The sequence below is a fragment of the Trinickia sp. genome, from assembly GCF_051953955.1.
Lineage (GTDB): Bacteria > Pseudomonadota > Gammaproteobacteria > Burkholderiales > Burkholderiaceae > Trinickia.
Window position 1 is genome coordinate 26,705 of sequence record NZ_JBQCIF010000055.1, and the last position, 19,660, is coordinate 46,364.

A 19,660-nucleotide genomic window follows, 5' to 3' on the forward strand; every position below is an offset into this window, starting at 1 on the left:
TACGCAGTGTCGATGGGCGTATCGTGCGCTTTTTGATTTTGTGAAAAAATAGCATTCGACTGAAAGCATTATGAAGCGCTGCTTAATAAAGGAGAGGAGCCGCATGGATCCAGCGCAGTTGCCGGCGCTCGTTGCGTTCGTGAACGTCGCACGTCACGGAAGCTTTACGCGCGCAGCGGCCGAGGGCGGGGTGTCGGCTTCGGCGCTATCGCAATCGATTCGTGCACTCGAAGTGCAGTTGAACGTGCGGCTGTTCAATCGGACGACGCGCCGTGTCGCGCTGACGGAGGCCGGTGGGCAATTTCTGGAGCGCGTACGCCCCGCGCTGGCCATGCTCGAGGGCGCCTATGAGGCGCTCGACGAAACGCGGGCCGAACCGAGCGGCACGTTACGGATCAATCTTCCGCGCATCGCGAGTGAACTGCTGATCATCCCGCATTTGGCCGAGTTCGCGCGTCGCTATCCGCGCGTGGTGCTCGAGATGTCGCTTGACGACGGGTTCAGCGATCTCGTCGGGGAGGGCTTTGACGCCGGCATCCGATTGGGCGAGCAGCTTGCGCGCGACATGGTCGCCGTGCCGCTGTCGGGGCCGCTGCGAGTCGTGATGGCCGGATCGCCGGAATACTTCGAGCGGTTTTCGAAGCCGGCGACGCCGAGCGATTTGACGCAGCACAATTGCTTGCGCTATCGATTTTCGACGAGTCGCGGGATTTACCGATGGGAGCTCGCGCAACCGGGCCAGCCCCAGGGTGTCGTGGAGGTAGGGACGAACGGCACCTTCGTCACGAACGATTTGCGCACGATGGTGCAGGCGGCTGAGCACGGCGTTGGGCTGCTGCACGTCATCGAGGATTACATTCGCCCGCAACTGGCCGATGGGCGGCTCGTGCGCGTGCTCGACGAATGGTCCCTCACGTTCGATGGGTTTTCGCTCTATATGCCGGGCCGGACGCAGATGCCGCTGAAGCTCAGAGTATTCGTGGATTTTTTGAAGGAGAAGTGCCGCATGGCTCGCGCTCGGTGACGATTGCGCTGCGGATTGCGCTGAATTGCGGCGCGCAAAGCAAAACGCCCAGTCACGAGGACTGGGCGTTTTGCTTGAATCTTATGGTGCCGGAAAGAGGAATCGAACCCCCGACCTTCGCATTACGAATGCGCTGCTCTACCGTCTGAGCTATTCCGGCATCAACATCAGAGAAACGCGATTATAGCGACGCTTTTCGGAATCGCGCAAGCCCCTTCGTTCACTTTTTTTCGTCGTGGTGATAGCGCGTCACGCGTTCGACCTCGTTCTTCGAACCGAGGAACACCGCCACGCGCTCGTGCAGGCTCTTCGGCTCGATGTCGAGAATGCGCTCGACGCCGTTCGTGGCCGCGCCGCCGGCCTGCTCCACGATGAACGCCATCGGGTTCGCTTCGTACATCAGCCGCAGCTTGCCCGGCTTGTCGGGCGTGCGCTTGTCGGCCGGGTACATGAAGATGCCGCCGCGGTTCAAGATGCGGTGGACGTCGGCCACCATCGATGCAACCCAGCGTGTATTGAAGTCGGCCTGACGCGACCCCGTCTTGCCCTCGAGCAATTCACCCACGTAACGCTGGACGGGCTCGTACCAATGGCGTGCGTTCGATGCGTTGATCGCGTACTCACGCGTATCGGCCGGAATTTGCAGATTGTTGTGCGTGAGCACCCAAGATCCCAATTCGCGATCGAGCGTGAAGCAGTTCACGCCGTTGCCCGTCGTCAGCACGAGCACCGTTTGCGGGCCATATACTGCGTAACCGGCAGCCACCTGCTGCCGGCCCGGCTGAAGGAACGATTGCTCGGTCGCTTCCTGGCCGTCAGGGCAGCGCAGCACCGAGAAGATCGTGCCGATCGACACGTTGACGTCGATGTTCGACGAGCCGTCGAGCGGATCGAAGACGAGCAGATATTCGCCGCGCGGGTAGTTCGACGGAATCGGGAACAGCGTTTCCATTTCTTCCGACGCCATCGCCGCGAGATTGCCGCCCCACTCATTGGCGTCGAGCAGAATCTCGTTCGAAAGAACGTCGAGCTTCTTTTGCACTTCGCCTTGCACGTTCTCGGTGCCGGCCGTGCCGAGCGCTTCGCCGAGCGCGCCCTTGCTCACGTGATAGCTGATGAGCTTGCACGCACGCGCGACGACTTCGATCAAGAGCCGCAAGTCCGCCGGCAGATTGTTCGTCTCTCGCTGCTGTTCGATCAGGTACTTCGTCAGGGTGGTGCGACGTTGCAAGGACATTGCGGTGCTCCGAAAGCCAGGGAAATGCGACGATTTTACCCGCTCGGGCACCGCATCGACTCGGCGTTTTACGCCAATGCCTTTTCGACGATCTCGCGCACGTCGCGCGATTTGACCTGCCCGGCCACGCGTTCCAGCGCCTCGCGCATCCGCTCGCGCAGCGCCGGCGTGTAGCGGCGCCACAACTCCATCGATCGCGCGAGCCGCGCCGCCACCTGCGGATTGAGCGCATCGAGCGCGATGACCTGCTCGGCCCAGAACGCGTAGCCCGAACCGTCAGCCGAATGGAACTGCGCCGGGTTCGCCGCACAGAAGCTGAAGATCAGCGACCGCGCGCGGTTCGGGTTGCGCAGCGTGAACGCGGGATGGGTCATGAGCTTGCGCACGATCTCGATGACCGGACGCTTGGCGCTGCCTCGCTGCGTCGCCTGCAGTGCGAACCACTTGTCGATGACGAGCGGCTCTTGCTCGAAGCGGCGATAGAAGTCCGCGAGGGCCGGCCCGGCCGCGTCGCCGCCGGCCGAAGCCGAGGCGGCGAGCAGTGCGGCCAGCGCGGCCGCGCGATCGGTCATGTTGTTCGCGTTTTCGTATTGCGCGTTCGCGAGACGGATCGCTTCGGCCGGATCGTCCGCCTCGGCCAGATAGGCCAGCGCCAGATTCTTCAATGCACGATGACCGGCTGCCTGCGGTGCCGGCTCATACGGGCCCGGCGTCGCGTGGCGTTCGTAGATCGCGAGCCAGTCGCGCGCGAGCGCATTCGCGAGCCGTTTGCGCGCGAACTGGCGCGCGGCGTGCACGGCGGCGGGATCCGCTTCGGTCATTTGCTCGGCCAGGTACGATTCGGACGGCAGCATCATCGCGAGCTCGCGGAACGCCGGCGAGAGCGTTTCGTCGGTCAGCACGCGCGCGAAAGCGGCGACGGTTGAGTCGTCGAGCACGAGCGGCTCACCGGCTTGCGCGCGCGCGGCCAGCGCGAGCAATTCGCGCGTGGCGAGCCGCTGGCCCGCTTCCCAGCGATTGAACGGATCGCTGTCATGCGCGAGCAGGAACGCCAGTTCGTCGTTCGTGTAGTCGTACTCGACGATCACGGGCGCCGAGAAATTGCGCAGCAGCGAGGGCAGCGGCGCCTCTTTTACGTCGACGAACGTGAACGTCTGCTCTTGCTCGGTCAATTCGATCATGCGCGTCGTGCCCGATGCGGCGGCTTCGCCTTCGAGACGCAGAGCGATGTCCTTGCCGTCGCGGCCGATGAGACCGATCGCGAACGGGATCAAGAGCGGCCCGTTCTGCGTTTCGCGCGCGGCGCTCGATCCCTCGCCGTAGCCTTGCGCGAGCGTCACGCTGTAGCGCCCGGCTGCCGCGTCGTAGGCCGTGCGCACGGAGACGCGCGGCGTGCCCGCTTGGCTGTACCAGCGTTCGAATTGAGCCAAGTCGCGGCCGTTCGCATCGGCTATCGCATGGCGGAAATCGTCGCAGGTGACCGCTTGCCCGTCGTGGCGCTTGAAGTACAGATCCATTCCGCGGCGGAAACCTTCGCGGCCGAACAGCGTTTGGTACATCCGCACGACTTCCGCGCCTTTTTCATAGACGGTCATCGTGTAGAAGTTGTTGATCTCGACGTAGCTCTCGGGCCGCACCGGGTGCGCCATCGGGCCGGCGTCCTCGGCGAACTGCATTTGCCGCAGCACGCGCACGTCCTCGATCCGCTTGACCGCGCGCGCGGCTTCGTCGTCGGCACCGCCTTGCATGTCGGCCGAGAACTCTTGATCGCGGAACACGGTGAGCCCTTCCTTCAGGCTCAGCTGGAACCAGTCGCGGCAAGTGACGCGATTGCCGGTCCAGTTATGAAAATACTCGTGCCCGACGACGGCCTCGATATTGCCGAAGTCGGTATCGGTGGCCGTTTCCGGATTGGCGAGCACGTACTTCGTGTTGAAGATGTTCAGCCCCTTGTTCTCCATCGCGCCCATGTTGAAGTCGCTGACGGCGACGATCATGAAGCGGTCGAGATCGAGTTCGAGGCCGAAGCGCTTTTCGTCCCAGCGAATCGAATGGATCAGCGAATCCATCGCGTGCCGAGTCTTGTCGAGATCTTGCGGCTCGACCCACACCTGCAGCAGCTTTTCCTTGCCCGAGCCCGTGCGAATCCGCTCCTCGAGCGAGACGAGCTTGCCCGCGACGAGCGCGAACAGATAGCTCGGCTTCTTGAACGGGTCTTCCCATTTCGCGAAGTGACGGCCGTCCGGCAGATCGCCTTCTTCGATCAGGTTGCCGTTCGAGAGCAGGACGGGATAGGCCGCTTTGTCGGCGCGCAGCGTGACCGTGTAGGTCGCCATGACGTCGGGGCGGTCGAGGAAGTAGGTGATGCGGCGAAAACCTTCGGCTTCGCATTGCGTGAAGAAGTTGCCGCTCGATACGTACAGGCCGGACAGCGTCGTGTTCTCGCCCGGGTTGCAGGCGCTCTCGATCGTGAGTGTAAAGGCGTCGGGCACGTTCTCGATCGCGAGGCCGTGCTCGTGCGCATGCACGGCGCTTTCGGGCCATGCCTTGCCGTCGATCGCCGCGCCGATCAATTCGAGCGCCTCGCCCATCAATTCGAGCCGCGCGCTCGGCGCGGCGTCGGGATTGCGGCGCACGCGCATCGTGTTCTTGACGATCGTGCGCTCGGGCACGAGATCGAATTCGAGCGCGACGGATTCGATCAGGAAGGCGGGCGCTGCGTAGTCGGCCCGGCGGATCACAGCGGGATTGACGGTATCGGACATGGCGGATGGATCAAAGAAACCGGTTTGGGCTCGCGTGCCCGGTCGGGGCCCGCCGCGAGTCGAGTCGTCCATTGTACAAAGGCGCGCGCGTGCCTGCCGAAACCGCGTGCGCCTTTGGAATCGGGGCTCGGTCGGCGGTATCATCGTCACGTCTCGCGCGGGACCGGCGCGGGCCATTCACGAAAGACGAGGACTACATGAAGTGGGAGCGAGTGTGGAGGAGCGTCGTGCCGGCGTTCGCGGCGGCGACGATGCTGCTGTCGGGCTGCACGACCTACGTATCGACGCAGGTGACGGCATTCTCGAATTGGAGCGGGAGCGATGCAACGCGCACCTATGCGTTCACGCGCACGGCCGCACAGCAGAACAGCATCGAGCAGGCGACCTACGAGCAACTCGTCGCGAACGAGCTCGATGCCTACGCGTTCCGGCAAGTGCCGAGCGATAGCGCCCGTTATCTCGTGGGGCTGAGCTATGCGATTCACGGCGACACGGTCACCGTGACCCAGCCCGTCTTCTACGGCAATCCGTGGGCCGGCCCGTTCTGGCGGCCGATGAGCCCTTGGGGGCCGTTCGGTCCGTTCCCGCCCGATTACGTGACGCAAAGCTACCCCGTGTTCACGCATACGCTCGACATCCGCATCACCGAGCGTGCCTCGGGCAAGGAGGTCTACAACGTCACGGCGCGCAATACCGATGAAGAGCCGTCGCTCGTGCGCGCCATGCCGTATCTCGTGCGCAGTGCGTTGGCGGATTTCCCGCTCGGCAACGGCACGGTCCGCACCGTGCGCATCCGCTACGACAAGCGTGGCGCGGTGCTCGCGAACGAAGTGCCGGTGAATCCGCCGGATGCCGCCGCCGCACCGCGTCCCGCATCGGGCGCGAGCGCCGCGCCGAAATAGCATTCGCGAACGTCGCGCGGCGCCCTTTCCGGCAGCGGTCTTACACGCCGCCGCGAATGAATGCGAGCGCGCCGAGCACGACGAACAAGACGGCGGCGACGCCGTGCACGGCCTTCGTCGGCAGCTTGTGAGCGAAGCGTTCGCCGAGCCAGATGGCCGGCACGTTGGCGAGCATCATGCCGAGCGTGGTGCCCGCGACGACGCCGAAAAAGTCATGGAAGCGCGCGGCGAGAGCGACCGTCGCGATCTGCGTCTTGTCGCCCATCTCGGCGAGGAAGAACGTTGCGATCGTCGTCCCGAACACGCCCAGATGGCTGCGGCCGACGTTCGTTTCGCTCGGATCGAGCTTGTCGGGTATCAGCACCCATAGGCCCATGACGACGAACGAGATGCCGAGCGCCCAACGCATGATGCCGGGCGTGAGCAGGGTGCCGAGCCACGCGCCGAGCGCGCCCGCGCAGGCGTGGTTCACGAGCGTGGCCGCGAGCACGCCGAGCATGATCGGTACGGGCTTGCGGTACCGCGCCGCGAGGACGAGCGACAGCAATTGAGTCTTATCGCCGATTTCGGCGAGCGCGACGGCTCCGGTCGAGATCAGAAAAGCTTGTTCCACGTGATGGTCTTCCTCGGGCCAAGATGTGAGCGAGCGACGATCCACCGTGCTGCCGGGCCCTGAAAGCGGCGTGCGCGGGGATCATCGGTCTCGCCAGGCCAAAGGCTGCGCCCGCCATAGCTCGCATGAGCCAAGTATGTTGACGGACGCCCCCGCGATGCATGCGCGCTGTGGATCGGCTGATGCGACCCCGGAAGGCGACCGGCGATGCGATCGCTTTTCGTAGCGGATGCGGCGGGGCGGCTACTCCCCAATGAGGGACGGATTCTAGCATAGGGCGGCCGTTTTGGAACAAGCCGTTGGCGCAGCCGGTTGCGCCCGTTGCGCCGGAACTTGCGCGGGGCATGGCGGGGCGTGGGCCGCTCACGCGCGAACTGGCCGGCTCCGGCGTAGCGCGAATGATACGACGGCACATAATGCCTATTTTTCGCGGCCAATTTTCAGTAATATTTCGCCCGACGGTTTCCGGGACGTCTTACAGCATTGAAAAATAACTGAAAGGTTGCGCCTACCTAGTGTGATAGGGGCGAAGCCGTTCCCGTTATGCCCGGAGAACCAGAAAAAGAACATTGACCAAACCGGGGTGTGGTACGCGGTGCCTTAGGGCTTTCGTCGTTCGCATCTTTGCATCGGGAAACCGATGGTTTCGATACGACGACGAACGACGAAATGCTCGACCTGCGCTGGACCATTCCAGTTGCCCGGTGGTCCTGTTGGCCGGCCGGTGCGACGGCCTCTCCCGACATCGGATTCATCGACCCGCTCGTGCGGCGCCGATTGAGTTCGCTTTCCAAGATGGCGTTGAGGGTGGCGCACGATTGCGTCGGTGACGTGAGCCCGGCGCGTCTCGTATTTGCATCGCGGCATGGCGAATTGCGCCGCACGACCGGGATACTCGACGACATCGTCGCCGGTCAGCTCATCTCTCCCACGGCTTTCAGCTTGTCGGTGCTCAATGCGATGACCGGCATCTACGGCATCGCCCGCGGCGATCGATCACCGGCCACCGCCGTTTCGGCAGGGGCGGAGACACTCGGCTACGCCTTGCTCGAAGCGCATGCGCTCTACAGCGCCGACCCACGAACCCCGGTGCTCGTGATCTACGCGGACGAGCCCGCCGATGCGCGCTACGGCGCCGTCGAACACGATATGCCCGCCGCGGCGCTCGCCATTCTGCTTGCGCCCGATGCGCCGGATCAGCTCGCGTGCGCGGCCGGACCCGCGCCTGACGCAGCCCCGCCGTCCGCATTCCCCACGCAGGGCGAAGCGTTGATGCACGGCTTGGCGGCGCGTGCCGCCGTCTCCTGGCAGGGGATGGGCCGCCGTTGGCAGTGGTCGTTGCAAACGGGCGGTGGGCAATGAGCGAGCAGATGATGGCGCGTCTCGGCAAAGCATGGCGGCTCGTCGCCACCGGCGCCGCGTTTACCGTCTTCGGCACCTGCGGCCTTCTGTTTTCCGTGCTCGTGTTTCCGTTCGCGTGGCTTTGGCCGCATCGCGCGTCGAGCCAGCGCGTCGTCGCCACGGTCATTCACGTCTTCTTTCGCGCACTCGTGGCGGCGCTCGAGACCATCGGTGTCATGAAGCTCGACGTGAGCGGGGCCGCGGCATTGTGCGCGCGCGGGCCGGCCATCATCGTTGCGAACCATCCGACCTACCTCGACGTCATGGTGCTGCTTTCGCTCGTGCCGCGCGCATGCTGCGTCGTCAAGAACGCGCACTGGGGCAATCCGTGCTTTTGGGGCATTGTGCGCGCCGCCCGGTACGTCAGCAACGCGGATCCGTCCGAATTGATCGAAGCCGGTGCCCGTCAGCTGGCCGCCGGCTATACGATGATCATCTTTCCGGAAGGCACGCGCAGTCCGGGCGGCGATCGCCTGCATCCGTTCTCGCGCGGGTTCGCGCACATGGCGCTGCGCGCCGGCATTCCGATCCGGCCGGTGCTGATCGATTGCGATCCGCCGGCGTTCACGAAGCGCATGCGCTGGTATCACGTCCCCGCGCGGCCGTTCCGGATGCGCATCGCCGCGCTCGCGCCGCTTACGCTCGATCGTTTCGTCGAGCCGGACGCGCCGCATGCTGCCGCAGCCCGCGTCGTCGCCCAAGCGGTTCAAGCACACATCACTGAGCATCTGTTTGCATATGGATTCTTTAAAACTCGAAATTAAGCGGCTATTGATCGAAGCGCTCGACCTCGAAGATCTGCGTCCCGAAGATATCGAAGACGATGCGCCGTTGTTCGATACGGACGGCGTCGGCCTCGATTCGATCGATGCGCTCGAAGTCGGCATCATGCTGCACAAGCACTATGCGTTGACGATTGCGGCCAACGACGAGCGCACGCGCGAGCACTTTCGCTCGATCAACACGCTCGCCGCGCTCGTGCGCAGCCAACGGACGACGGCAGATGCCGATAGCCATACCGCAACGGAAGGGGAGTGAACCGTGACCGATACCGAGATCCTCGAGCGCATCCGCGCCATCTTCAGCGAAAACTTCGCCATCGACCCGCAGCGCGTCACGCCTGAAGCGCACCTGTTCGAAGACCTCGACCTCGACAGCATCGATGCCGTCGATCTGGCCATCAAGCTGCAGGAGATGACGGGACGCCGCATCAAGCCCGAAGAGTTCAAGACGGTGCGGACGGTCGGCGACGTCATCGGCGCCGTGGAATCGCTGCTGGCGGCCTGATTCGATGCAGGCAGCGTCGACAGCGATGCCCGATGCGCGCGCTGCATTGCGCCGGCGTGCGCGCGCTTGCGCGAACGTCGCGCTCAAGCTTGCGTATCCGGTCGTGATTCTCGCGTTTTGGCGCGTCGGTTCGCCGCGCTTCATCGGACTCGCGCTGCTCGGCCTGCTTTGGCTGCAACGCTGGATCGGCGCCGGCAGCGTTGCATCGCTGCTGGCCGGATTGACGCGATGGGAGTGGACTGCCGCGCTGGCCATGAGCGGCCTGTCGGCCGCCATCGCCTTGACCGATAGCGAGACGCTGCTGCGCGCCTATCCGATCGCCGTCAACGTCACGATGCTCGTCGCGTTCGGCGCGACGCTGCGCGGCGGCCGACCGTCGATGGTCGAAAAATTCGCGCGCGTGCGCAGGCCCCATCTCGACGAGCGCATGGTGCGCTATACGCGCCGCGTCACGCAAGTGTGGTGCGCGTTCTTTCTGCTCAATGCTTGCGCGTCCGCGGCGAGCATGGTTTGGGGATCGCGCGCCTTGTGGGCGCTCTACAACGGTGCCATCACTTATCTATTGGTCGGCGTGTTGATCGTGGCGGAAATCGTCTGGCGTCATGCGTTCGTTTTGCGGGAGAAGACGCGTTGAACGCCTCTTTCGTTGCATTGCGCGAGTTGCCGTGGGCACCGCGCGAGGATGCCGCGCCGGTTTGCCTCGACGACGAAACGGTGCTCGGCTTCAAAGCCTTCAAGATTCGCATCGCGGCCTACGCGAGCTGGCTCGTGCATCGAACGGGCCAGCGCGTTGCAGTGTGCCTCGACGATCCGTTCGAATTCTCTTGCGCGCTCCTAGCCGTGCTCGCGTGCGGCAAGGAGCCGATCGTGCCTTCCGCATCGGCACCTGCTTATTTGGCGATGCTGGGCCCCTGCTACGACGTGCTGCTGACGGCCGCCGAGCTGCCTTCCGTCGAGGCGTGCGCCGTCGCGGGCACGTTGCCCGGAAGCATCGACGCGCATGCGCCGCTGACGCTCTATACCTCCGGCAGCAGCGGCGTGCCGAAGGCCGTGCGCAAGACGCTGGCGCAGTTCGACGCGGAAGTGCGCACGCTGGAAGCGCAGTGGGGCGCGATGCTTGGGGACGCGCCGATGCTCGCCAGCGTGCCCCATCGTCACATCTACGGCTTGCTGTTTCGCGTCTTCTGGCCACTGGCGGCCGGGCGGCCGTTCGATCGCGCAAGCTGCGCCGATCCGCTGCAATTGCAGGCGCGGCTCGCACGAGTGGGCCGTGCGGCCGTGGTGTCGAGCCCGTCGCATTTGGATCGTTGGACCGAACTGCCGGGCTTCGATACGCTGTCTCCGGCGCCGTCGGTATATTTTTCGTCCGGCGGCCCGCTCTCCGAAGAGACGGCCGGCGTCTACGCGCGCCGCTTCGGTGCGGCGCCCGTGGAAATCTACGGCAGCACCGAAACGGGCGGCATCGCTTGGCGCCGGCGCGATCTCTCGGACGCTTGGCAAGCCGTCGCGGGCGCGGAGCTCAAATGCGATCCTGACGGTGCGCTCGTGGTTCGTTCCGCGCACCTGGGGCACGACGGCTGGCATCGAACCGACGATGCGGTCACATTCGATGAGGACGGCCGTTTCCGGCTGAAGGGTCGGCTCGACCGCGTCGTGAAGCTCGACGGCAAGCGCGTGTCGCTGCCCGAGATCGAGACGCATCTGGCGCGCCACCCCTACGTGGCGCAGGCTGCCGCCGTCGTGCTGCCCGGTGCCGCACGCGAACGGCTCGGCGCGCTGATTGCGCTGACGCGCGAGGGCTGCGCGGCACTGCTCGCGCAGGGACGCATCGCGCTGGCGAAGCAATTGCGCACGCACTTGGCCGAGTACGTCGAAGCCGTCGTGCTGCCGCGCCGTTGGCGGTTTTGCGGCGCGCTGCCGGTCGATGCGCGCGGCAAATTGCCGGTTGCGGCCGTCGCCGCGGCGTTCGAGGTGCGGGCGCAAGGCATGGAAGTGCTCGCCCAGTTCGCGCACGACGACGTCCTGCACTACGAACTGCGCGTGCCGTCGACGCTCGTACATTTCGACGGGCACTTTCCGGGCTTGCCGATCCTGCCGGGGGTCGTTCAGATCGATTGGGCCGTGCAACTCGGCGCCGAGCATTGGCCCGAAGTGCGTTCGATGATCGCCCTCGAGCGGCTCAAATTCATGGCCCCCGTTGCGCCCGGTGCCATCTTGCACTTGACGCTGGCCCACGATGCCGCGCGCCGCAAGATGCGGTTTGCGTACCGGTTCGGCGAGCGCGACAGCGCGTCGGGCATCGTCGCGTACGGGGGGGCGGCATGACCGTGAAGGCGGCGATCGTCATCCCGATCTACAACCACAAGGACGAAATCGGCGCGACGCTCGGGCGGCTGATGCCGTATGGGCTGCCGATCTTCGTCATCGACGACGGCAGCGACGACGCCACGCAAGCGGTGCTCGCCGAGCTGGCCGAGCGATGGGCGCCGGCGGTATCGCTGATGAGGCGCGCCGTCAACGGCGGCAAGGGGGCTGCCGTCATGACGGGACTGAAGGCGGCGCGCGAGGCGGGTTTCACGCACGCGTTGCAGATCGATGCCGACGGTCAGCACGATGCGGCGGACGTGCCTCGCTTTCTCGAGGCCGCCCAAGCGGCGCCCGATGCGGTCGTCCTCGGGCGGCCGGTCTACGATGAAAGCGTACCGAAGGCGCGGCTGTATGGCCGGTATCTCACGCACGTCTGGGTATGGATCGAGACGCTCTCGTTCGCGATCCCCGATGCGATGTGCGGTTTTCGTCTGTATCCGCTCGAGGCCGCGTGTTCGCTCATCGATACGTGCGCGTTGCCCACGCGGATGGACTTCGACATCGAAATTCTCGTGCGCTTGTCCTGGCGCGCGCTGCGCTTCGTGACGATCCCCACGCGCGTGACCTATGCGGCGGGCGGCCTATCGCACTTCGACGTCGTGCGCGATAACGTGCGCATCAGCAAGAGCCACACGCGGCTCGTCGCGGGCATGCTCGTGCGCCTGCCGGTGCTGCTCGCGCGCAAAGTGCTGCCGCGTGAGCCGGCGCCGACGGCTGCCGCGGGCAATCAGCGGCGCTGGTGGCGCATTGCCGAACGCGGCAGCCGCACGGGTATGCGCTTGCTCGCACTGAGCTGCCGATTGCTCGGCATGCGGGCGACGCGTTTTTGGCTGCGTCCGATCGTCGCCTACTTCGTGCTGACGGGGCGCGCGGCGCGGCTCGAGTCTCAGCGCTACTTCGCACGCTTGAGGGACGCGTCGCCTGAAGAGACGACGCCGCCGCCCGGCTGGCGCTCGGCTTACCGGCATATGCTCGCCTTCGCCGAAGCGGGCCTCGACAAACTGGCCGCCTGGACCGGACGCATCGATCATGCGCGCGTCGTCTTCGACGATTCGTCGGCGTTCGACGCCCTCGTCGCGAGCGGGAAGGGAGCACTCGTGATCGGGGCGCATCTCGGCAATCTGGAAATGACGCGCGCGCTGGCCGTGCGCGGTTCGCGCGCCAAGGTGACGGCCGTCGTCTATACCGAGCACGCGCGCCGCTTCAACAGCGTTCTCGCCGGTGCGCATCGCGATTTCGCCAGCCGCATGGTCGAAGTCACCGATTTCGGTCCCGAAACGGCGGTGCTGATGCAGCAGCGCATCGACGCGGGCGAGTTGCTCGTGATCGTCGGCGATCGCGTGCCGGCACACGAAACGGGCCGAGTCGTCGACGTGCCGTTCCTCGGCCGTGCCGCGCCGTTTGCCCAAGGGCCGTACGTGCTCGCGCACGCGCTCGGCTGTCCCGTCTACTTGTTCTTTTGCTTGAAGGAGCGTGACGGCCATCGGCTCTACTTCGAGCCGTTTGCCGAGCGTATCGCGCTGCCCCGGCGCGAGCGCGCGGCGCACCTGGCCGAGCATGCCCGCCGTTACGCGGAGCGTCTCGAGTACTACTGCCGGAAGGCACCGTTTCAATGGTTCAATTTTTTCGATTTCTGGGCGCGTCAGCGTGGAGAAGGCAATGGCGGAAGATGATTTGATCGCGCGTCGCAGCGCGCCTGAAACGGCTGCCGCGGGTGCACCCGCGCCCGTTTCGATCGGCGGCCGCCGCCTCGCCATCGAGGACGTCGTCGCGATTGCCGGCGCGCGGCAAGGCGTCGCGCTCTCGAGCGACGCCCACTGGCGCGCGCACATCGAGCGTGGGGCGGCGTTCCTGCGCGCCCGCCTCGATGCGGGTGCGACCGTGTACGGCGTCAATACCGGCTATGGCGATGCCTGCGTGGTGAGCGTGCCGCGCGAACTCGTCGAGGCGCTGCCGCTGCAATTGACGCGCTATCACGGCTGCGGCATGGGACGCCTGCTCGATCCGGCCGAAACGCGCGCCGTCATCGCCGCGCGCCTGAATTCGCTTGCATACGGTTATTCGGGCGTGCGCTTGGTATTGCTCGAACGCCTGGCCGATCTCATCAATTTCGATGTCTTGCCGCGCATCCCCGCCGAAGGCTCGGTCGGTGCGAGCGGCGATCTGACGCCGCTCTCGTACGTCGCGGCGGCGCTCGTCGGCGAGCGCGAGGTCGCATTCGAAGGCCGCGTGCGGCCGGCTGGCGAGGTCTGGGCCGAACTGGGCCGCGTGCCGCTGCAGCTCGCGCCGAAAGAAGGGCTCGCGTTGATGAACGGCACGGCCGTCATGACGGGCCTGGCCTGCCTGGCATTCGTTCGCGCGGCGCAGCTGACGCGCCTGGCCGCACGCTTGACGGCACTCGCCACCGTCGCGCTCGACGGTCGGGCGGCGCACTTCGACGCAACGATCTTCGACGTCAAGCCGCATGCGGGGCAAGCGCAGGCCGCCGCCTGGATCCGGGAAGACCTCGCCGGGCGCGAGGACACGGACGGCCACCGGCTGCAGGATCGCTATTCGATCCGTTGCGCGCCGCACGTTATCGGCGTCGCACAGGATGCGCTCTCGTGGATACGGCGCGATATCGAGAACGAGCTCAACAGCGCGAACGACAATCCGCTCATCGACATGGACGGCGAGCGCGTCTTGCACGGCGGCAATTTCTACGGAGGCCACATCGCTTTCGCGATGGATGCGCTGAAGACGGCGGTTGCGAATCTGGCCGATTTGATGGACCGGCAGTTCGCCCTCATCGTCGACGACAAGTTCAACAACGGCCTGCCGCGCAACTTGTCGGGCGCGAGCCTGGCGCGTGCGCCGATTTGCCATGGATTCAAGGCGGTGCAGATTTCGTCGTCGGCGTGGACGGCTGAAGCGCTGAAGCTGACCATGCCCGCCAGCGTGTTTTCGCGCTCGACGGAGGCACATAACCAGGACAAGGTCAGCATGGGGACGATCGCGGCGCGCGACTGCCTGCGCGTGCTCGAGTTGACCGAGCAAGTTGCCGCCGCGCATACGCTCGCCGCGGTGCAAGCCGCGCGGCTGCGCTTGTCGGTCACGCCGGGCGCATCGCTGACCGAGCCGCTCGCGGCGTTCGTCGAGCAGGTGGGTGCGCTCTCGCCGTTCGTCGGCGAAGACCGCCCGCTCGAGCACGACTTGCGCGCGCTCACGCAGTGCATTGCCGACGGTGCGCTCGTCGGCGCCTGCGCCCCCGGCGCATTCGACGAGACGGTGCGCTGAATGGATCGGGCTCGCTTACCGCTCACGGCCAGTGCGCGCGTGGAAGTGCCGTTCCACGACGTCGACGCGATGAACGTCTGCTGGCACGGACACTATCTGAAGTACTTCGAGATCGGCCGCGCGGCGCTCCTGCGCACGTTCGACTACGACTATCCCGCGATGCAGGCATCGGGCTACCTTTGGCCGATCGTCGAAGCGCATCTGAAGTACGTGCGGCCCGCGCTCTACGGCCAGACGCTCGATGTGCGGACCGAACTGCTCGAGTTCGAAAATCGCCTGAAGGTCGGGTACGAGATCGTCGACGTCGCCTCCGGCGAGCGCTTGACCAAGGGCTATACGATCCAGGTCGCGGTATGCGCGGCGACGCGCGAGCTGCAGTTCGTCTCGCCGCCGATCGTTTTCGAGAAGCTGGAGCAGCGATGGCCGCGATGAAGCAATCGACGTCTCGGCGTGCGATCGCGCGGTTGGCGCTCGTGTCCGGCGCCGCCGCCTGTGCGCTGGCTTGGGCGGCCGTCTGCTGCACGCCGGCAGCGGCAGCGGCCGGGGAGCAGGACGGACGTCCGGCGCGGGCGGCATCGGGCAGCGCGGTTGTCGCGGACGCCGGGCTCGTGGCGCGCATCGCCGCGCAGTTGGGCGACATGCGCGGCGTGCGCGCACAGTTTCGGCAGACGCAGACGCTCGCCGCGCTGTCGGCTCCGCTCGTCAGCACCGGTACGCTCGTCTTCGTGCGCGACCGCGGCGTAATTTGGCGCACCGAGACGCCGCATCGCGTGACTTACGTGATCGGCGATGCGAGTGTGGCGACGATCGACGCGAACGGCACGCGTTCCACGCATGGTGCGCCGAAAGGCGGCATCGCTCACGTGTCCCGAATGATGCGTGCCATGCTCGGCGGTGATCTGTCGGCGCTTTATTCGCAGTTCGACGTCGCGGCGGAAGGCACGCCGGCGCACTGGCGCCTGCTGCTCACGCCGAATCAGCCGCAGCTCGCGCAGGCCGTCAAATCGCTGACCATGGAAGGCAGCGCGTTCTTGACGTCGCTCGTGATCACCACAGCGGGCGGGGATGTGACGCGCATCGATTTCTCGGGCAGCGAGCGAGTCGATGCATTGTCCCCGGCCGAACTCGCCTTGTTCGGAGCGCGCTGATGCCGGTCGCGCAAGAAACGTCGGCGAAGAGACGACGCGGCGGACGACGCGGTGTGCTGCTCGCGTGGTCGGCGCTCGCGTGCATTGCACTCGTCTATTGCGTTTGGCGTTTCGCCGCGCCGGCATTCGGCGGGCACGCTTCGATGCCGCCGCTGCAAACCAATTTGCTTGCGCTGCTGCCCAAAACGGAGGCCGATCCCGTGGCCGAGCAGGCGCTCGACGCGCTCGCCGCCTCGATGGGAGACCGGACGGTCTATCTCGTGACGAGCGACGATGCGGCGCACGCGAAAGCGGCGGCGCGCGAGCTCGCGCAATCGCTGTCGCAAAGCGGCGCCTTGCGCAGCGTGGTCGCGCAACTGCCGCCGTTCGACGTCGGCCAGATCGCACGTTTTTATCTGCCGTATCGATTTGGACTCCTAACGGCCGCCGATCGTGCCGCATTGACAGCGGGATCGGCGGCGCTGCCCGATCTTCTGGCCGAGCGGCTGTTCGACCCGCTACGAGTGGGGCTAGCGGCGCCGCTTGCCGACGACCCGTTCGGTTGGCTGAGCCGCTGGCTCGGCACGCTGCCGCTCGCGGCGGCGAATCTCGCGATCGAGGACGGCATGCTCGTCGCCCATCGCGGTGCGGCGACGAGCGTGCTCGTGACGGCAACGCTGCCCGGCTCGGCCTACGCGACGCCCGTTCAACAGGCGGTGCGCGCGGCGACGGCCCATGCCGAGGATCGAGCGACGCGTGTATTTTCTGACGTGCGCATTGCACACACCGGCGCTGTGTTCTATGCGGATGCCGCGCGGCGGGCGTCGGAGGGCGACGTTCATCGGATCGGCATTTGGTCCGCGTGCGGCATCGCGCAGCTGATGCTGTGGATTTTCCGCTCGCCGAAGCTGATTGCACTGGGCTTTTTGTCGACGGCGATCGGCATCGTCTGCGCACTCGCTGCGACCATGGCGGTCTTCGGCCAACTGCATTTGCTCACGCTCGTATTCGGCGCGAGCTTGATCGGCGAGGCGGTCGACTATTCCATTCAGTACTTCGTCCTCTATCTGAGCGCGGGCAGACGGTGGGATGCACGGCGAGGGCTGCGCGAGGTGCGCCCCGCGCTGATCGTTGCGCTTGCAACGAGCTTGCTCGGCTATGCGATCCTTGCGTGGGCGCCGTTTCCCGCGCTCAAGCAGATCGCCTGTTTCGCGATGGTCGGCATCGCGGCGGCGTTTCTGTCGGTGACTTCGCTGCTGCCCGCGCTGCTCGAGCGGGCGCCGCGCCGCACGCCCACCTATCTGTTCGACGGCGCGGCGCGCCTCCTGCGCATGTGGCAGTCGCTGCTCGATGGCCGCCGCGCGTGGTTCGTCGCGGGGCTCGTCATCGCGGCGGCAGTGCCGGGCTGGATAGGCATCCAGAGCGACGACGACATTCATCTGCTCATCCAACGCGATCCGTCGCTCGTCATGCAGGAGCGCGCCGTGCGCGATGCGATCGGCGTCGACGACAGCGCGAGTTTCTTCGTCGTCAAAGGGGCAACGCCCGAAGCGGTCCTCGAGCGCTGCGAAGCGCTGGGCGAGCGATTGAACGAGCCGCTTGCCGGCCGGCGCCTAGAGCGCTGGCAGTCGGTTTCGCAGTTCGTTCCGTCGGCGCGCAGGCAGGCGGCGGATCGCGCGCTCTTCGCGCGGACGGCGCTGCGCTCGCCCGATGCGCTGCGTGCTACGCTCATGGGCGCGGGCTTTCGTAGCGATGCCGCGGGCCGATATGTCGATGCGTGGACGAACGGCGGCGCGGCGCCTTTGAGTCTCGATGCGTGGCTTGCGACGCCGTGGTCGCAGCCGTATCGTCATCTCTGGCTAGGTGCCGTGCAAGAGGCGAGTGCATTCGCCACCCCGGTCTATGCAGCCATCGTGATGCCGATCGGCGCGAGCGCTGCGCAAGTGCCCGCGCTCGTCGCGCTAGCGCACGCGCTACCCGGCGTGACCTTCGTCGATAAGGCCGCGAGCGTCTCGCGCCTGTTCGGCGCGTACCGGGTCGACAGCGCGCTTTGGCTCGCAGGCGCCGTCGTGCTCGTGTCGGCTCTGCTGATTTTTCGCTATGGAGCGCGCGGCGGGGTGCGCGTCGTCATGCCGGTCGTGCTTGCGGTCGCCGTTGCGCTGGCGGCGTTCGGCTATGCCGGCGTGCCGTTGACGCTGTTCAACTGGCTCGCGCTGATGCTCGTGCTCGGCGTCGGCGCCAATTACGCCGTGTTCCTGCGCGAAGGCTGTGCGCGTCCCGATGCCGACCTGGGCGCGGTCTGGACCGGGGTGGTATTGTCTGCCGCGACGACGCTGCTCTCGTTCGGCCTGCTCGCGATGAGCAGCATGCCGGTATTGAAGAGCTTCGGCGCCACGTTGGCCATCGGCATCGCCGTATCGGCGTTGCTGGCACCGATCGGCATGCCGAAAGAAGGAACTCGCCGATGACACGGCCTTACGTTTATCTGCATGCGCTCGGCATGGTCAATGCGCTGGGCGCCGACACCGACGCGATTGCCGCGGCCCTCGCCGCGGGCGCTTCGCCCGGAATGGGCCGTGTCGCACTCGGCGGCGAGCGCGGTGCCTATGCCGGCTGCGTGCTGGCACCGCTCGAAGCCGCGCCGCCCTCATCCCTTGCACGCTACGATTGCCGCAACAATCGGCTCTTGCTCGCCGCGCTGGCGCAGATCGAACCGGCCGTGCAAGCTGCCTGTGCGCGCTATGGTGCGGCACGCGTGGGTGTGCTGCTCGGCACGAGCACTTCGGGCATCGGCGCCGGAGAAGTGGCGCTCGGCGTGCCGCGCGGGCATACGGCCGGCGACGGCGCGACCGACGGTGCCGTATTCGATTACGTCCAAATGGAGATCGGCTCGAGCGCACCGTTCGCCGCGGCGGCACTAGGCCTGCAGGGGCCGGCGTTCACGATCTCTACGGCGTGTACGTCCAGCGCGAAGGCGTTTGCCAGCGCGCGTCGCCTGTTGCAACTCGGTCTATGCGATGCGCTCGTCGTCGGTGGTGTCGATTCGCTGTGCGAGTTGACCGTGCGCGGCTTCGGTGCGCTCGAATCGACGAGCCCGACGCGTGCGAATCCGATGAGCGTGAATCGAGCCGGCATCAATATCGGCGAAGGGGCGGCCGTGTTCCTCATGAGCCGCGAGCCGGGGCCCGTCGTCTTGGCCGGCATCGGCGAATCGAGCGACGCCCATCACATTTCCGCGCCCGATCCGTCGGGCGTCGGCGGCGAGCAGGCACTGCGCGCCGCGCTGTCCGACGCGGGCGTGACGGCCGAGGCGATCGGCTACGTCAATTTGCATGCGACGGCGACGCGCAAGAACGACGAAATGGAAGCGCGGGTCATGTCGCGCGTATTTCCGCGCGGGGTGGCGGCAAGCGGCACGAAGCCGCTGACGGGCCATACGCTCGGCGCCGCCGGTGCGACGGAGCTAGGCTTCGCTTGGCTCACGCTCGCTCGTGAGGGAGCGACGCTGCCGCGCCACCTGTGGGATGGCGAGGCGGACCCGGCGCTGCCGGCGCTCGATCTCGTCGAGCAAGAACGGCGCTTGTCGCCCGGCCGAGCCGTGATGAGCAATTCGTTCGCCTTCGGCGGCAGCAACGTGAGCCTCGTGCTCGTGCATTGACCG

General features: G+C 66.2%; 17 protein-coding genes, 1 tRNA gene and 1 riboswitch. Of the genes, 14 read left to right on the top strand and 4 right to left on the bottom strand.

The window, feature by feature from the left end; translation table 11 throughout:
* Positions 1–103 precede the first annotated feature (103 nt).
* Positions 104–1,024 carry a LysR substrate-binding domain-containing protein gene (locus ACTHNZ_RS10375; RefSeq protein ID WP_440542409.1) on the top strand — a complete coding sequence of 307 codons (921 nt, stop codon included), beginning with the start codon at positions 104–106 and terminating at the stop codon, positions 1,022–1,024.
* An 84-nt stretch (positions 1,025–1,108) separates the two neighbouring features.
* On the opposite strand, the gene ACTHNZ_RS10380 is transcribed toward ACTHNZ_RS10375, so the two are convergent.
* From ACTHNZ_RS10380 to pepN, 3 genes are all read right to left on the bottom strand, one after another.
* Positions 1,109–1,184: transfer RNA gene (locus tag ACTHNZ_RS10380), tRNA-Thr, on the bottom strand.
* A gap of 60 nt (positions 1,185–1,244) precedes the next feature.
* A complete protein-coding gene (locus tag ACTHNZ_RS10385) occupies positions 1,245–2,261 on the bottom strand; it encodes a class 1 fructose-bisphosphatase (protein ID WP_440542410.1) in 1,017 nt (338 codons plus the stop codon).
* Positions 2,262–2,329: 68 nt separating this feature from the next.
* Positions 2,330–5,026: an aminopeptidase N gene (gene pepN, locus ACTHNZ_RS10390; protein ID WP_440542411.1), complete on the bottom strand. Its 2,697-nt coding sequence runs from the start codon at positions 5,024–5,026 to the stop codon at positions 2,330–2,332.
* A 197-nt stretch (positions 5,027–5,223) separates the two neighbouring features.
* Here pepN and ACTHNZ_RS10395 point away from each other — a divergent pair, with 197 nt between their 5' ends.
* Positions 5,224–5,928 carry a DUF4136 domain-containing protein gene (locus tag ACTHNZ_RS10395; RefSeq protein WP_440542412.1) on the top strand — a complete coding sequence of 235 codons (705 nt, stop codon included), beginning with the start codon at positions 5,224–5,226 and terminating at the stop codon, positions 5,926–5,928.
* A 40-nt stretch (positions 5,929–5,968) separates the two neighbouring features.
* On the opposite strand, the gene ACTHNZ_RS10400 is transcribed toward ACTHNZ_RS10395, so the two are convergent.
* On the bottom strand, positions 5,969–6,541 hold the full coding sequence (locus ACTHNZ_RS10400; protein WP_440542413.1) for a TMEM165/GDT1 family protein: 573 nt from the start codon (positions 6,539–6,541) through the stop codon (positions 5,969–5,971).
* 55 nt (positions 6,542–6,596) lie between these two features.
* A riboswitch (yybP-ykoY riboswitch) is annotated at positions 6,597–6,805 on the bottom strand.
* Positions 6,806–7,210: 405 nt separating this feature from the next.
* Here ACTHNZ_RS10400 and ACTHNZ_RS10405 point away from each other — a divergent pair.
* Genes ACTHNZ_RS10405 through ACTHNZ_RS10460 form a run of 12 tightly spaced genes read left to right on the top strand, consistent with a single transcriptional unit; the run spans position 7,211 to position 19,657 of the window.
* Positions 7,211–7,903: a beta-ketoacyl synthase chain length factor gene (locus ACTHNZ_RS10405; protein ID WP_440542414.1), complete on the top strand. Its 693-nt coding sequence runs from the start codon at positions 7,211–7,213 to the stop codon at positions 7,901–7,903.
* A gap of 8 nt (positions 7,904–7,911) precedes the next feature.
* Positions 7,912–8,706 (top strand): lysophospholipid acyltransferase family protein, encoded by a 795-nt coding sequence (locus ACTHNZ_RS10410; RefSeq protein WP_440542441.1) that lies wholly within the window; start codon positions 7,912–7,914, stop codon positions 8,704–8,706.
* Positions 8,681–8,980 carry a phosphopantetheine-binding protein gene (locus ACTHNZ_RS10415; RefSeq protein WP_440542415.1) on the top strand — a complete coding sequence of 100 codons (300 nt, stop codon included), beginning with the start codon at positions 8,681–8,683 and terminating at the stop codon, positions 8,978–8,980. Before ACTHNZ_RS10410 ends, ACTHNZ_RS10415 begins: the two co-directional genes overlap by 26 nt.
* Positions 8,981–8,983: 3 nt before the next feature.
* Complete coding sequence (locus ACTHNZ_RS10420; protein WP_440542416.1) at positions 8,984–9,229, top strand: acyl carrier protein; 246 nt, start codon at positions 8,984–8,986, stop codon at positions 9,227–9,229.
* A gap of 4 nt (positions 9,230–9,233) precedes the next feature.
* Positions 9,234–9,863, top strand: a complete 630-nt coding sequence (locus ACTHNZ_RS10425) for a hypothetical protein (RefSeq protein ID WP_440542417.1) — start codon at positions 9,234–9,236, stop codon at positions 9,861–9,863.
* Positions 9,860–11,554, top strand: a complete 1,695-nt coding sequence (locus ACTHNZ_RS10430) for an AMP-binding protein (protein ID WP_440542418.1) — start codon at positions 9,860–9,862, stop codon at positions 11,552–11,554. The genes ACTHNZ_RS10425 and ACTHNZ_RS10430 overlap by 4 nt, the downstream gene beginning before the upstream one ends.
* The gene (locus tag ACTHNZ_RS10435; RefSeq protein ID WP_440542419.1) at positions 11,551–13,269 is read left to right on the top strand and encodes a glycosyltransferase family 2 protein; all 1,719 of its coding nucleotides are present in this window, start codon (positions 11,551–11,553) and stop codon (positions 13,267–13,269) included. The genes ACTHNZ_RS10430 and ACTHNZ_RS10435 overlap by 4 nt, the downstream gene beginning before the upstream one ends.
* Entirely contained in the window at positions 13,256–14,872 is a 1,617-nt protein-coding gene (locus tag ACTHNZ_RS10440; protein WP_440542420.1) for an HAL/PAL/TAL family ammonia-lyase, read from the top strand. Before ACTHNZ_RS10435 ends, ACTHNZ_RS10440 begins: the two co-directional genes overlap by 14 nt.
* Positions 14,873–15,304, top strand: coding sequence for an acyl-CoA thioesterase (locus ACTHNZ_RS10445; protein WP_440542421.1), 432 nt, complete (start codon positions 14,873–14,875; stop codon positions 15,302–15,304).
* On the top strand, positions 15,301–16,020 hold the full coding sequence (locus ACTHNZ_RS10450) for an outer membrane lipoprotein carrier protein LolA (RefSeq protein ID WP_440542422.1): 720 nt from the start codon (positions 15,301–15,303) through the stop codon (positions 16,018–16,020). Before ACTHNZ_RS10445 ends, ACTHNZ_RS10450 begins: the two co-directional genes overlap by 4 nt.
* Entirely contained in the window at positions 16,020–18,467 is a 2,448-nt protein-coding gene (locus tag ACTHNZ_RS10455) for an MMPL family transporter (RefSeq protein WP_440542423.1), read from the top strand. Before ACTHNZ_RS10450 ends, ACTHNZ_RS10455 begins: the two co-directional genes overlap by 1 nt.
* Positions 18,464–19,657, top strand: coding sequence for a beta-ketoacyl-[acyl-carrier-protein] synthase family protein (locus tag ACTHNZ_RS10460; protein WP_440542424.1), 1,194 nt, complete (start codon positions 18,464–18,466; stop codon positions 19,655–19,657). Before ACTHNZ_RS10455 ends, ACTHNZ_RS10460 begins: the two co-directional genes overlap by 4 nt.
* Positions 19,658–19,660: the final 3 nt, after the last annotated feature.